Origin of the sequence: Paractinoplanes globisporus DSM 43857 (assembly GCF_000379645.1) — a bacterium.
Lineage (GTDB): Bacteria > Actinomycetota > Actinomycetes > Mycobacteriales > Micromonosporaceae > Actinoplanes > Actinoplanes globisporus.
Window position 1 is genome coordinate 57279 of the sequence record NZ_KB903333.1, and the last position, 12334, is coordinate 69612.

The window sequence follows — 12334 nt, forward strand, 5'->3', positions numbered from 1 at the left end:
GCTACCGTCCCCGGCCCGCCGGCTCCGGCATCGGCAGGTTCGCCAGGATCTTGGAGAGGATCAGGTCGGGCGTCACCTCGTCGGAGAGCGCCTCGTAGGAGAGCACGAGCCGGTGCCGCAGCACGTCCAGGGCCAGGTCGTTGAGGTCCTCGGGCACGACGTACTCGCGGCCGCGGATGTAGGCCAGCGCGCGGGCGGCCAGCACCAGGCTGATCGACGAGCGTGGGCTCGCCCCGAAGGTGACGTAGCGGGCCAGGTCGGTGAGGCCGACCCGGGACGGTTGCCGGGTGGCGTGGGCGAGCTGCACGGCGAACTCGATCAGCGACGGGTCGACGTACACCTGATCGGATGCCTGTTGAAGCCCCACCAGGATCTCCGGGTCGATGATGCGCTGGATGACGGCGGGGGGCGTCAGCGCCCGCTCGACGACGACGAACTCCTCGGTGACGCTCGGGTAGCCGACCACCACCTTCATCATGAAGCGGTCGACCTGCGCCTCCGGCAGCGGATAGACGCCCTCGTTCTCGATCGGGTTCTCGGTGGCCATGACCAGGAACGGGTTGGGCACCGGGTGGGTCTCGCGGCCGATCGTGACCTGCCGTTCCTGCATCACCTCGAGCAGCGCGCTCTGCACCTTGGCCGGCGCTCGGTTGATCTCGTCGGCGAGCAGGAGGTTGGTGAAGACCGGGCCGAGCTGCACCTGGAACTCGCCGGTCGGCTGATGGTAGACGCGGGTGCCGACGATGTCGGCCGGCACCAGGTCGGGCGTGAACTGCACCCGGTGGAACTGGCCGCCGACGGCCTGCGCGAGCGACTTGATGGCCAGCGTCTTGGCCAGGCCGGGCACGCCCTCGACCAGGATGTGGCCGCGGGCCAGCAGCGCCACGACCAGCTTCTCGAGCAAGGCGTCCTGGCCCACGATGGTCTTCTTGACCTCGTAGAGCACCTTCTCGATCGGGCCGGCCGAGGCGGGCGGTGCCGTCGTGTCGCTCCAGTTCATGCCTTCAGTCCGTCCCTTGATCTCTACAGTGGCGGGTTGCGGCCGTCGCCCGGGCCGCCGCCGAGCGCCGACCCGATGGGCACGGCGAAGCCGATGCCGATGAACGTGCCCGCGTCGGTCGGGTTGGCCAGCGCCACCACGATCCCGGCGACCTGCCCGCGGTCGTTGACCAGCGGCCCGCCCGAGGAGCCCGGGTTGACCGCCGCGTCGAACTGGATGAGCCCGGAGATGTCGCCGCCCTCCTCGCGGGACAGCGTGCGGTCGAGGCCGGAGACGACGCCGCTGCTGGTGCTCGCGGTCAGCCCGAGCGGGTTGCCCATCGCCACGACCGGGTCGCCGACGTTGAGCCCGCCGCCGAGCGTGGCCGGCACCAGGGTCTCGGGACCCTTGGCCGGGGTGAGCGTGGCGATGTCGTGCGCCGGGTCGGCCGTCTTGACCTCGGCCGCCGCGGTGGTGCCGTCGGTGTACGTCACCTGGATTGCGACCGCGCCGGCGATCACGTGGTTCGCGGTGAGGATCGTGCCGTCCGCGTTGGCGATCACGCCGGTGCCGGTGGACGACTCGGTCATGCTCTTGGCGGCCGACGCCGCGGGCCCGGCCTTCCCGGTCGAACGGATCGAGACCAGCGACGGCAGCACGGTCTGATAGACCTCGGTGACGGTGAGCGGCGCGTCCGATGCGGACGCCGAGGGTCGCGGGAGAGCCGCCGCCGTCTTCGTGTCGTTGCCGAAGCCGCGGAGCACCACCAGAGCGGTGATCGCCACGGCCCACACGAGGACCGTGGCGATCAAGGCGTTTTTGCGGAGGCCCGGGGTGTTCCACGACTTCTTGGGCTTTTCTTCCGGTTTGTCGGCAGGCTCGGTCGGGAGCACGGTCATCACCGGACGATCGCCGACGCTCTCCATTTCTCGACTGTAGAAGCGATTTCTCAAAATTGGCCAAGAGCAGCCTGCGGGTTCTCGGTCCGCGAGATCACCCACGGTCAACGAAAGCTTGCAATCCGGTCACGTCAACCGGCGATAGCGACGCACCGCGAGCGGCACGAAGACGATCAGTAGGACCAGCGGCCACACGATCGCCGGCCAGGCCGGACCCGTCTCGCCCGGGTTGCCGAACAGCTGACGGGTCGCGTCCGCGGTCGCCGAGAGCGGGTTCCACCGGGCGATGGTGCCGAGCCAGCCCGGCATCGTCTCGGGCGAGGTGAAGACGCTGGAGAGGAAGCCGAGCGGCCAGACCAGGATCTGCACCGCCATCAGCGTCTCCGGCTTGCCGGCCGCGAGCGCCAGCCAGATGCCCAGCCACAGCAGGGCGTACCTGAGCAGCAGCAACAGGCCCACCGCGGCCAGCGCGTCCATGATCCCGTGGTGCGCGCGCCAGCCGACCGCGAGCCCGCAGGCGAGCAGCACGCCGAGGCCCACCGCGGCGTCGAGCATGTCGGCCAGGCTGCGCCCGGTCACCACCGAGGCCGCCGAGATCGGCATGGTGCGGAAGCGGTCGGTGACTCCGCGCTGCGCGTCCGCCGCCACCGCGGTGTAGGTGCCCTCCAGCCCGAACGCCATGGTCAGCGCGAACATCCCGGGCAGCAGGTACTCGCGGTAGTCGCCGCCGCCGGGCACCTCGATCGCCCCGCCGAACAGGTAGGCGAACATCAGCAGCACCATCACGGGAAAGAGCAGATTCAGCACCAGCTGGGCCGGTTGGTTGCGCCAGTGCCGCAGCGTGCGCTGCGTGAGGGTCCAGCTGTCCGAGATCATCCAGTACGTCGTCACGCCGCGCTCCTTGCGGTGATGGCGAGGAACACCTCGTCGAGGGTGGGCCGGCGCACGCCGATGTCCTCGGCCTCGACGCCGTTGGTGGTGAGCTGCCGGGCCACCTCGGTCAGCGCGGCGACCCGGTCGCGCACCGGCACGCTGGCCAGCCGCCGGTCGGGGTCGACCCGCGGCTCGCCGTCGCCGACCCGGGCCAGCAGCGCGGCCGCCTCGCCGAGCCGCTCGGGGTCGCGGACGACCACGTCGAGACGGTCGTCGGCGAGCCGGCCCTTGAGCTCGTCGGAGGTGCCGGCCGCGACGACCCGGCCGTGGTCGATCACGGCGAGCGCGTCGGCGAGTTGGTCGGCCTCCTCCAGGTACTGCGTGGTGAGCAGGACGGTCGTGCCGTCGGCGGCGAGCGAGCGGATCGTGCGCCACACCTCGGCACGGCCCCGCGGGTCGAGGCCGGCGGTCGGCTCGTCGAGGAAGAGCACGACCGGGTCGGTGAGCAGCCCGGCCGCGAGGTCGAGCCGCCGCCGCATGCCGCCCGAGTACTTCCCGGCCGGCCGGTCGGCCGCCTCGGCCAGGTCGAAACGGTCCAGCAGGTCGCGCGCCCGCCGCCGCGCGGTGGCCGCGCCGAGGTGGTGCAGGCGGCCGAACATCTCCAGGTTCTGCCGGCCGGTGAGCTGCTCGTCGACGGCCGCCTGCTGGCCGACCAGGCCGATCCGGGCGCGCACCCGGTCGGCCTCGCGGACCACGTCGTGGCCGGCCACCCGGGCCCGGCCGGCGTCGGGCCGCAGCAGCGTGGTGAGGATCCGGACCGCGGTGGTCTTGCCGGCGCCGTTGGGCCCGAGCAGCCCGTGGACCGTGCCGGCCGGCACGTCGAGGTCGAACCCGTCGAGGGCGGTGGTGGAGCCGAATCGCCTGGTGAGGCTCTCGGCGATGATCATCTTATCTCCTTACGCCGTACGGAGTTCGTTGAGTATAGCCGACTCCGTACGCTGTAAAGGGTGACGACCGACTTCACCGGCGGCGGCGACCCGCGGCGCAGCATCGAGCTGCTCTGGGGCCTGCCCCCGGGGCCGCGCCCCGGGCCCAAGCCGCGCTTCGCCGTCGCCGACGTGGCGGCCGCGGCCGTCGAGATCGCCGACGCCGACGGCCTGGGTGCGCTCTCCATGCGCCGGGTGGCCGAGCGGCTCGGGGTCAGCGCGATGTCGCTCTACACGTACGTGCCGGGCAAGGCCGAGCTGATCGACCTGATGTTCGACCGCGTGCTCGCCGAGGCGCCCCGCGACACTGTGCCCCTCGACGAGGCGAGCGGCGGCTGGCGGGACCGGCTCGAGGCGATCGCCCGCCAGAACTTCGCCCTCTACCAGCGCCACCCCTGGCTGTTGCAGGTCGCGACCAGCCGCCCGCCGCTGGGGCCGAACGTCGTCGCGAAGTACGACCACGACCTGCGCGCGGTCGACGGCGTCGGGCTCGGCGACGTCGAGATGGACCTGGTCGTGCAGATGGTCGGCGACTTCGTGCACGGCGCCGCGCGCACCGCGGTCGCGGCCACGCAGGTCGCCCAGCGCACCGGCCTCACCGACGAGGAGTGGTGGGAGCGGGCCGGCCCGGCGCTGGCCAAGGTGTACGACCCGGACGCCACCCCCATCGCCACGCGGGTCGGTGCGGCCGCCGGCGCCGAGTACAACGCGGCCGTCGATCCGTCGCGCGCCTTCGAGTTCGGCCTCGCCCGGCTGCTGGACGGGGTCGCGGCGCTGATCGAACGAGCGACCGGATAGATGCCAATCTTGCTCGGCGGGTTACGCTGATCCTCGACGTCACTGCATGATGATCGCGGGGACACCATGAGTGATCTAGGTCTGCCGACCTATGTGCTGACCGAGATCGACAGTCCGGTCCGGGAGACTCGTCTGACCGCGGTGGACGAGCTGACGCGTCTCGCCGGCGGAGCCGATCTCGCCATGGCCGCTGCCGCGCGGCGGGCCCTCGAGTCGCTGACCGAGGACGACAGTCGCAGCGTCTCGGCCGCGGCCGCCGCCGCGCTCGAGCGCACCGCCCTCCGCCTGCGCCCCGACCGGGTCGACTTCGGACAGGTCGCGCCGGGCACGCCCCGGGTGGTCGCCGACGTGCTGGTCGACGGGCCGCCGCTGGCCATCGCGACCGCCACCGTCACGGTCTCGGGGCCTGGCCTGCGCGCCATGCTGGCCGGCCGCCAGCTGCGCGTCCTCTGGCAGCCGCGATCGGAGTGGCTGGACGGGTCGGTCACCGTGCGCGGGCCGGCCGGCTGGGCCGAGGTCCGGGTGACCGGCGAGGTGGCGGTGGCCGCCCCGCCGATGACCCGCACCGGCGTCGAGGCGCAGATGCGGGCGGTCAACGGGCTCAGCACGTACGGGCCGCCGCGGGTGACCGTGCTGCCGCCGCCGCGCGAGCGAAGCCACCGCGTCGGCGCCGCCGCCCTGATCGCGAGCCTCACCGCGCTCGTGCTGCTCGGCGGTGTCGGCGTGGCCTGGGCGCTGGTCAACGACGGGAGTGGCGGTCCGACCGGCGCGCTCGCCGACCCCCCGCCGACCTCGGGGCCTGGCACCCTGCTCGGGACCGCGCAGGCCGGCGACGCGCCCGCCCCGGTCACCACGATCACCCAGGAACAGCTCGCCCACCGGATAGCCAGCGTGGCCAGGCCCGCCGTGGTCGGCACGATCCCGGTCGGCGATGAGCCCGAGGGCATCGCCGTCTCCCCCGACAGCCAGACGATCTACGTGGCCAACCAGCATTCCCACGTGCTCTCCATCGTGGACGCCGGCACCCGCAAGGTCACCCCGGTGACGCTGCGCGACACCCCGCGGTTCGTCGCCGTCTCCCGTGACGGCCGCCAGGTCTTCGTCTCGATGTACGAGGACGACAAGTCCGGCAGCGGGGTGGCCGTGCTCGACGCCGCCGCCCGCAAGGTCGACCACTACCTGGCCACCGGCAAGCAGCCGTACGCGTTGTCGGTCAGCCCCGAGGGTCAGGTCTGGGTGCCGATCCACTCCGCCGGGCGGATCGAGATCTACACGGCCGGCCAGCAGCAGAAGGTCGGCCAGATCACGGTGCCGCCCAACCCGCACGCGATCGGCTACGCCGGCGACCTGATGCGCGCGTTCACCGCCAACCACGAGTCGAACGTGGTCGCGGTCATCGACATGCGCTCCGACAAGCTGTTCAAGTCGGTGCCGGTGAGCAAGTCGCCGCACAGCCTCGCGGTCTCGCCGGACGGCCGGCGGGTGCTGGTCGCGGGCTACGACGCCGACGCGGCCGACCTCATCGACACGGTGACGCTGAAACGCACCGGCCCGTTCAAGGTCGGCAACGAGCCGCAGAGCGTGGCGTGGGCGGCCGACAGCGATCACGGGTACGTGGTGAACGAGGGCGACAACACGGTGTCCGTCGTGGAGGGGAGCACCGGCAAGGTCACCGCGACGGTGCCGGTCGGGCACAGCCCGCGCACGGTCGCCGTCTCGCCGGACGGGCGGTTCGCCTACGTCTCCAACGGCGCCGACGACACGATCTCCGTGCTGCGGGTGGGGGAGTGAGCCGCCGGGGCCGCACCGACGAGGTGCTGGTCCGGAGGGTCTTCGAGGAGCACGGGGCGGCGCTGCTGGCGTACGCGTCGCGGCTGGTCGGCGACCGGGCCCGCGGCGAGGCCGTGGCGCAGGAGGCGCTGCTGGCCGCCTGGCGCGACCCGGAACTGCTGGAGGGCCCGGCCCGCGCTCACCTGTTCGCGATCGTCCGGGCCGCCGCCGGCACCGGCCCGGAACCCGACCTCGCCCTGCTCGGCGCCGTCGAGACGCTCTCGCCCGAGCACCGCGACGTGCTGCGGGCGCTCTACTTCCAGGGCCGCGACGTCGCCGAGGCGTCCGAATCGCTCGGCGTGCCGGCCGGGGCGGTGAAGGCGCGCAGCTATCACGCGCTGCGCCGGCTGCGGGAGGCGGTGGCCGGGTGAGCGAGCACGAGACCGAGCTGCTCGGGGCGTACGTCCTCGGGGTCCTGGATCGCGATGAGCAGGCGGCGGTGCAGACACATCTCGACGGCTGCGCGCCCTGCCGGCGCGAGGTCGACGACCTGCGGCAGATGGAGGCCGCGCTGGGCGAGATACCCCCGGAGGCCTTTCTGGAGGGACCTCCGCCGGACGGCGACCTGCTGCTGCAGCGCACGTTGCGGGAGGTTCGCCGGTCCGGCCGGCGCGAGGCTCGGCGGATCCGGGTTTTCGTGATCGCCGCGGCCGTCGTCGCCGTGGTCGTGGCGCTCGGCGCGGGCGCGGTGATCGGCCGCGGCACCGCCCCGGCGACGCAGGCCGCCAAGGCGTCGTCCCCGCCCGGCGCTCGCACCGGCTCGGCCACCAACGCCGCGACCGGGGTGTCGATGAACGCCACGGTCCGGGCGGCGGCCGGCTGGGTGCGGGTGAGCGCCACGGTGACCGGCGTGGCGGCGGGGGAGCAGTGCCGCCTGTTCGTGGTGGCCCGCGACGGCTCCCGCGAACCGGCCGGCAGCTGGCTGGCCTCGCCGAGCGGCTCGACCACGCTGGACGGCGCCGCTCTGATGGCTCCCGGCCTCGTCACCGCGGTGCAGGCCGAAACCTATGCGGGCCAGATTCTCGTGGCGGTTCCGATCTAGGTAGTTCGATGTATATCATCAGAGCGTGATTGCTCAATATACCCAGCGTTATTTCAGCAGGTGGCTGCCATGACCGCCACGGGTTGGGTCATGTTGGCGATCACCATCTTCGGCGCGTTCGCGTACGCGGCGGCCTCGATCTTCCAGGCCCTCGGCGCCCGCCGGGCCACCAGCACGGTCAAGGCCTTCGCCCAGCCGCTCTACATCATCGGCTCGGTTCTCGACCTGCTCGCCTGGGCCGGCTCGATGGTCGCCCTCAGCGAGCTCGCGGTCTACGTCGTCGAGTCCGTGCTGGCCGGCTCGCTCGCGCTCACCGTGATCGGCGCCCGGGTCATCCTCAAGTCCCGCCTGCGCGCGATCGACATCGTCGCGGTCGGCGTCTCGATCGCCGCGCTCACCGTGCTCGCCATGTCCGCCGGCATGCAGGAGAGCGTCGCCGCCTCCCGCGAGCTGCGCCTGTGGTTCTGCGGCGCGGCCCTCGCGGTCGCCCTGCTCGGCTGGGCCGCCACCAAGGTCGCCCCGCCCGGTGTGGTCGCCGGGCTCGCCGGCCTCTGCCTCGGCGGTGCCGCCCTGGTCGGCCGCGCGCTGACCCTGCCGCACGACGCGATGACCAGCGTCGGCTCGGCCGCCCTCGCGATCGTCACCGAGCCGCTGGTCGCCGCCCTGCTCATCTTCGGCGTGACCGGCATGATGCTGTACGCCAACGCCCTCCAGCGCGGCCAGGTCGGCCCGGTCACCGCGGTGTTGTGGATCGCCGAGGTGGTCGCCCCCTCGGCCGTGGCCGTGCTCTTCCTCGGCGACACTGTCCGTCCGGGATGGAGCATGGCCGCCCTCGGCGCCGCCGCGGTGACCGTGGTCATGGCCGTCCTGCTGGCGAGCGCCCCGGCGAACAAGGCGACCGCCCTTCCCCCCGAGCCTGCTCAGCCCGCCCTGACCGCCGCCCTGACCGCCACCCCGGCCGGCCGCGCCGCACCCCCCGCCGCGACGCGGCCGGCCCCCCGGCCGGCCCGGGCCACCCGTCCCCGCGCCCCCGCGCCCCCGCTGGTCGCCGCCTTCCACGCCGAACGGATCATCTGGTGGGGCCCGCCCCCGATCTGGGTCCCGCCACAGCGGGTGCGCCGCGCCCTCACCGGCCAGTCGCAGCCGTCGCTCACCTGGGCGCCGCCCGAGCGACAGCCGGTCTGGGCCCAGCCCCGCCCGGCCGACGCCGACACGGTCCCGATCGTGGCCGCCCACGCCGAGACCCGCGACCCGTTCGAGGCTCTCGAGGCGCCCTTTGCCCCCGAGCCGGCCCGTCCCCGCCCGTGGGCCGACCTCTGACCCATCCGTCGCAGATGAGGCCCGTCGGCCGTCGATGAACTACGAAGGTTCCAGGAGTTCGTCGCTGCCGACGGGACCATCGCCATGGCCGCACCGGGAAGCACCCACCTCACCATTCGTCAGGCCGCTTTCATCGGCGTGGGCTCGATGGTCGGCGCCGGCATCTTCGCCCTGCTCGGCGCGGCCGGAGAGGTCGCCGGCGCGGCCGTCTGGCTGTCCTTCCTGATAGCCGGGGGCGTCGCCCTACTGCAGGGCTACTCGTTCGCCAAGCTCGGGGCGCGCTACCCGACCGCGGGCGGCCTGCTCGAGTACGTGGCCAAGGGCTTCGGCGACGGGCACCTCACCGGCGTCACCGCCTGGCTGACCTACACGGCGAACGCGATCGTGACCGCGATGGTGGCGGTGTCGTTCGGCAGCTACGCCAGCGACATGTTCACCGACAAGAACGCGGCCTGGGCCAAGTTCTTCGCGGCGTTCATCATCGTGGTCATGACGCTGGTCAACCTGGTCGGGTCGCTGCTGGTGGCCCGGGCGCAGACCGTCATCGTCTACGTCGTGCTCGGCATCCTGGTCGTGTTCGCGGTGGTCACCCTGGCCGACATGGACCCGTCGCTGCTCGCGCCGTCCGGCTACCCGCCGTTCCAGGACATCGTGTCCAGCGTGGCGCTGACGTTCTTCGCCTTCCTCGGCTTCGGCATCATCACGTTCACCGCGAAGGACCTGGCCAAGCCCTCCCGCGAGCTGCCCCGGGCGATGTTCCTGGCGCTCGGCATCGCGACGGTCATCTACGTCGCGATCGCGCTCGGCGTCTTCGGCACGCTCACCGTCCCGGAGGTCATCTCCTCGGGCGGCACCGCGCTCGCCGTCGCCGCCAAGCCCGCTCTCGGCCAGGCCGGGTACTGGCTGATGGCGGTCACGGCGCTGTTCGCGACGGCCGGCGCCACGAACGCCGGGCTCTATCCGGCGGCCGGGCTCAGCGAGCGCCTCGCCGCCACCGGCCAGTTCCCGCCGGTGATGGGCCGGCGCACCGCCGGGCGCATCCCGAACGGCCTGCTCATCCAGGCCGCGATCTGCCTCGTGCTCGCGGTGTTCTTCAAGCTCACCGCGATCGCCTCGATCGGCAGCGCGGTGGCCCTGCTGATCTTCATGCTGGTCAGCCTCGCGCACTTCCGGGTCCGCGGCGAGACCGGGGCGAACGCGCCGATGCTCGCCCTGGCCGTCGGCTCGGCCGGCGTGGTGCTGGCGACGTTCGTGGTCGCCGACCTGATCCACGAGCCGGCGTCGCTGGTGACGCTGCTCGCGGTGCTGCTGCTCAGCATCGCCCTCGACGTGGCCTGGAAGCGGTCCCGCCGGACGGCCGCGGCTTAGCAGCGCCAGGTGCGCGGGCCCACCAGTTCGCCGGCGGACGACTGGGCGTTGCCGACGACCAGGCCGTCGTCGGAGATCGCGACGGCCGAGGCTCGCTGGTGCGCGGGCACGGTGAGTTTCGCCGGGTCGCCGTCGCGCATCGCGTAACCGCCCGCCACGACCCAGCCGTCGTCGTTTACCTGCTCGCCCGGGCCGAGGTCGGCCATGGCCGGCGGCAGGTCGGCGTCCTTCGGGGCCCGGATCTCCCGCATTTCGCCGGTACGCAGGTTCCACAGCGCCGCGGTCTGGTTCGGCCAGAAGCCGCCGGTCGCCCAGTCGCCCCGGGCCGCGTAGGCGGCGCCGTTCTGACCCGCCGGCGTCGGGAGCTTGCGGCCGTGACCCTGCTGGTCCCACGAGTACCCGGCGATCGCCACGCCGTCCACGTAGAGCGCGCCGACCAGGGTCCCGTCGTCGAGGATCGCCATGACGTTCGCGCCGGCCGGCAGCGGGAGCTTCCGCGCGCTCGTCTGCCCGGCCGGCCAGAACAGCACGATGCTGTCCTTACCGCCGGTGTTACCCGACGGCTCGACATTGACGACGATGTCGCCGGCCGTGTTGATCACTGGCTCGGGATACGCGTGCCAGTTACCCGCGGGCGTACGCAATCTTGTGTATTTGCCGTTCTGGTAGCGAAAAACGGTCTTGTCGGCGACGCCCGCGAGGCCGACCACGATGCCGCCGGAGTTGACGTTGTCGAGCTCCATCGACGCCTCCAGCATCGGCAGCGCGTGCGCCTTCCCGTCGGCCCACAGGACCGGCTTGAAGTCGCCCCGGGTGGCGTTGCCGACGATGTAGCGCCCGGTCGGATCGACCCCGCTGACGGTGACGTCCCGGAGGCCTGCCGGCACCGGCAGGGCTTTTATCGCGCAGGCCACCGGGGCGGACGACTGCGACGGCGTCGGCTTCGCCGAGGGCGGGTTCGACGACGGCGACGAGGGCGCGTTGTCCACGACGACCGACGGCTTGTGCGGGCGGCCCAGGAGCACCGGCACGGTCACCAGGACCGCGACGGCCAGCGCCGCGCCACCGGCCGCCCGCCACGTCCGGCGTCGAGTCACCCGCCGCCGGCCGTCCGCGACCAGCGTGCCCACCTCGAGACGGCTCGGCGGCACCGTGGCCGTCTCGAGCCGATCCCTCAGTTCGCGCTCGTCCATGGCTTCCCTTCCGCGAACTCGATCCGGCCCAGGACCTCGCGCAGGGTGGCCAGCCCCCGTGACGACTGGCTCTTGACGTTGCCCACCGAGCAGCCGAGCACCTCGGCCGTGTCCTCGATCGACATGTCCCCGAGGAAGCGCAGGACCAGCACCGCGCGCTGCCCCTTCGGCAGCGCCCGTAACGCGGTCATCAGCGCGTCGCGCTCCTCGATGCCATGGTCGCCGCTGACCACCTGCTCCGGCACGGCATCGCCGAGCAGCACCCTCGACCACCGGCGGCGCCGCTCGTCGAGGTAGCGCCGCACCACGATGCGGTGCACGTACGCGTCCAGGTTGTCCGCCCCCGATGCGCTCTTCCAGTTGAGGTAGAGCGAGGTGAGCGCCGCCTGAACGATGTCGTCGGCCTGGTGGGCGTCGGAACAGAGCAGGTAGGCGAGCCGGTGCAGCCGGGGCAGGCGCACCGTCACGTACTCGACGTACTCCCGTTCCAACTCGCTCCGCATCCCGCTCCCCCCGCGCAGTTGTCCATCCACAGTGTCGTGGTTGGACGCCCGGAAGGTTGCACGGTTTCCCGGTCAGTCGTGGCGCTGCGCGCGGCGGTCGGGTATCGGCTGCCGGTGCTGGGCCTTCGGAGCGCCACCGATCTCGGCGCTGATCACGGCGGCGGCCACCAGGCAGAAGCCGACGACGATCAGCCACGTCAGCAGGGCGAACGTGATACCGATGATGCCGTAGCGGGTGGCGTTGTTCTCGATCACCCGAGGCATCCACAGCGCCGAGTACAGGCCGAGTATCGCGCTGCCCGCGGCGATGACGACCGAGCCCGGTAGCAGCCGCCGGATCGGGATCCGCCGGGACAGCAACAGGCTNTGCAGGATGAGCCAGACCGCCGTGTTGGCGACGACGCGCACCACNAACGCGAGGACCGAGCCGGCCGGCGCGTGGCGCAACAGGCCGACCAGCAGCGACAGGACCAGGAACGAGGCGATGAACAGGCCGATCGCGGTCATGCCGCTGAGCGTGCCGCGCACACCCATGGCCGGAAG

General features: G+C 72.6%; 13 protein-coding genes. 6 read left to right on the forward strand and 7 right to left on the reverse strand.

Going from position 1 to position 12334, the window contains the following annotated elements:
• Position 1 precedes the first annotated feature (1 nt).
• The 4 genes from A3CQ_RS0140740 to A3CQ_RS0140755 all read right to left on the reverse strand — a co-directional run bounded on the left by A3CQ_RS0140740 (position 2) and on the right by A3CQ_RS0140755 (position 3698).
• Complete coding sequence (locus tag A3CQ_RS0140740; RefSeq protein ID WP_020516735.1) at positions 2-1000, reverse strand: AAA family ATPase; 999 nt, start codon at positions 998-1000, stop codon at positions 2-4.
• A gap of 23 nt (positions 1001-1023) precedes the next feature.
• Positions 1024-1905 (reverse strand): S1C family serine protease, encoded by an 882-nt coding sequence (locus A3CQ_RS0140745; RefSeq protein WP_020516736.1) that lies wholly within the window; start codon positions 1903-1905, stop codon positions 1024-1026.
• 99 nt (positions 1906-2004) lie between these two features.
• Positions 2005-2769: an ABC transporter permease gene (locus tag A3CQ_RS0140750; RefSeq protein ID WP_020516737.1), complete on the reverse strand. Its 765-nt coding sequence runs from the start codon at positions 2767-2769 to the stop codon at positions 2005-2007.
• Positions 2766-3698 carry a daunorubicin resistance protein DrrA family ABC transporter ATP-binding protein gene (locus A3CQ_RS0140755; protein ID WP_020516738.1) on the reverse strand — a complete coding sequence of 311 codons (933 nt, stop codon included), beginning with the start codon at positions 3696-3698 and terminating at the stop codon, positions 2766-2768. Before A3CQ_RS0140755 ends, A3CQ_RS0140750 begins: the two co-directional genes overlap by 4 nt.
• Before the next feature lie 60 nt (positions 3699-3758).
• On the opposite strand from A3CQ_RS0140755, the gene A3CQ_RS0140760 reads away from it, so the two are divergent.
• From A3CQ_RS0140760 to A3CQ_RS0140785, 6 genes are all read left to right on the forward strand, one after another.
• Positions 3759-4535 (forward strand): TetR/AcrR family transcriptional regulator, encoded by a 777-nt coding sequence (locus A3CQ_RS0140760; RefSeq protein ID WP_020516739.1) that lies wholly within the window; start codon positions 3759-3761, stop codon positions 4533-4535.
• 66 nt (positions 4536-4601) lie between these two features.
• Complete coding sequence (locus tag A3CQ_RS0140765; protein ID WP_040433932.1) at positions 4602-6326, forward strand: YncE family protein; 1725 nt, start codon at positions 4602-4604, stop codon at positions 6324-6326.
• Positions 6323-6736 carry a sigma factor-like helix-turn-helix DNA-binding protein gene (locus A3CQ_RS0140770; RefSeq protein WP_020516741.1) on the forward strand — a complete coding sequence of 138 codons (414 nt, stop codon included), beginning with the start codon at positions 6323-6325 and terminating at the stop codon, positions 6734-6736. The genes A3CQ_RS0140765 and A3CQ_RS0140770 overlap by 4 nt, the downstream gene beginning before the upstream one ends.
• On the forward strand, positions 6733-7407 hold the full coding sequence (locus A3CQ_RS0140775; RefSeq protein WP_020516742.1) for an anti-sigma factor family protein: 675 nt from the start codon (positions 6733-6735) through the stop codon (positions 7405-7407). Before A3CQ_RS0140770 ends, A3CQ_RS0140775 begins: the two co-directional genes overlap by 4 nt.
• 69 nt (positions 7408-7476) lie before the next feature.
• Positions 7477-8727, forward strand: coding sequence for a hypothetical protein (locus A3CQ_RS0140780; protein WP_020516743.1), 1251 nt, complete (start codon positions 7477-7479; stop codon positions 8725-8727).
• Positions 8728-8811: 84 nt separating this feature from the next.
• Positions 8812-10095: an APC family permease gene (locus A3CQ_RS0140785; RefSeq protein ID WP_020516744.1), complete on the forward strand. Its 1284-nt coding sequence runs from the start codon at positions 8812-8814 to the stop codon at positions 10093-10095.
• Here the strand turns inward: A3CQ_RS0140785 and A3CQ_RS0140790 are convergent.
• From A3CQ_RS0140790 to A3CQ_RS64455, 3 genes are all read right to left on the reverse strand, one after another.
• Positions 10092-11288, reverse strand: a complete 1197-nt coding sequence (locus tag A3CQ_RS0140790) for a hypothetical protein (protein ID WP_020516745.1) — start codon at positions 11286-11288, stop codon at positions 10092-10094. The genes A3CQ_RS0140785 and A3CQ_RS0140790 overlap by 4 nt on opposite strands.
• Positions 11270-11791 (reverse strand): SigE family RNA polymerase sigma factor, encoded by a 522-nt coding sequence (locus A3CQ_RS0140795; protein WP_020516746.1) that lies wholly within the window; start codon positions 11789-11791, stop codon positions 11270-11272. The genes A3CQ_RS0140790 and A3CQ_RS0140795 overlap by 19 nt, the downstream gene beginning before the upstream one ends.
• Positions 11792-11863: 72 nt before the next feature.
• Positions 11864-12325 carry a YhjD/YihY/BrkB family envelope integrity protein gene (locus A3CQ_RS64455; protein WP_020516747.1) on the reverse strand — a complete coding sequence of 154 codons (462 nt, stop codon included), beginning with the start codon at positions 12323-12325 and terminating at the stop codon, positions 11864-11866.
• Positions 12326-12334 lie beyond the last annotated feature (9 nt).

Bases quoted from the DNA above. Each gene is read 5' to 3' on its own strand.
- A3CQ_RS0140785 (WP_020516744.1), top strand. From the start codon at position 8,812: ATGGCCGCACCGGGAAGCACCCACCTCACCATTCGTCAGGCCGCTTTC.
- A3CQ_RS0140745 (WP_020516736.1), bottom strand. From the start codon at position 1,905: ATGGAGAGCGTCGGCGATCGTCCGGTGATGACCGTGCTCCCGACCGAG.
- A3CQ_RS0140755 (WP_020516738.1), bottom strand. From the start codon at position 3,698: ATGATCATCGCCGAGAGCCTCACCAGGCGATTCGGCTCCACCACCGCC.
- A3CQ_RS0140765 (WP_040433932.1), top strand. From the start codon at position 4,602: ATGAGTGATCTAGGTCTGCCGACCTATGTGCTGACCGAGATCGACAGT.
- A3CQ_RS0140795 (WP_020516746.1), bottom strand. From the start codon at position 11,791: ATGCGGAGCGAGTTGGAACGGGAGTACGTCGAGTACGTGACGGTGCGC.
- A3CQ_RS0140780 (WP_020516743.1), top strand. From the start codon at position 7,477: ATGACCGCCACGGGTTGGGTCATGTTGGCGATCACCATCTTCGGCGCG.
- A3CQ_RS0140790 (WP_020516745.1), bottom strand. From the start codon at position 11,288: ATGGACGAGCGCGAACTGAGGGATCGGCTCGAGACGGCCACGGTGCCG.
- A3CQ_RS0140740 (WP_020516735.1), bottom strand. From the start codon at position 1,000: ATGAACTGGAGCGACACGACGGCACCGCCCGCCTCGGCCGGCCCGATC.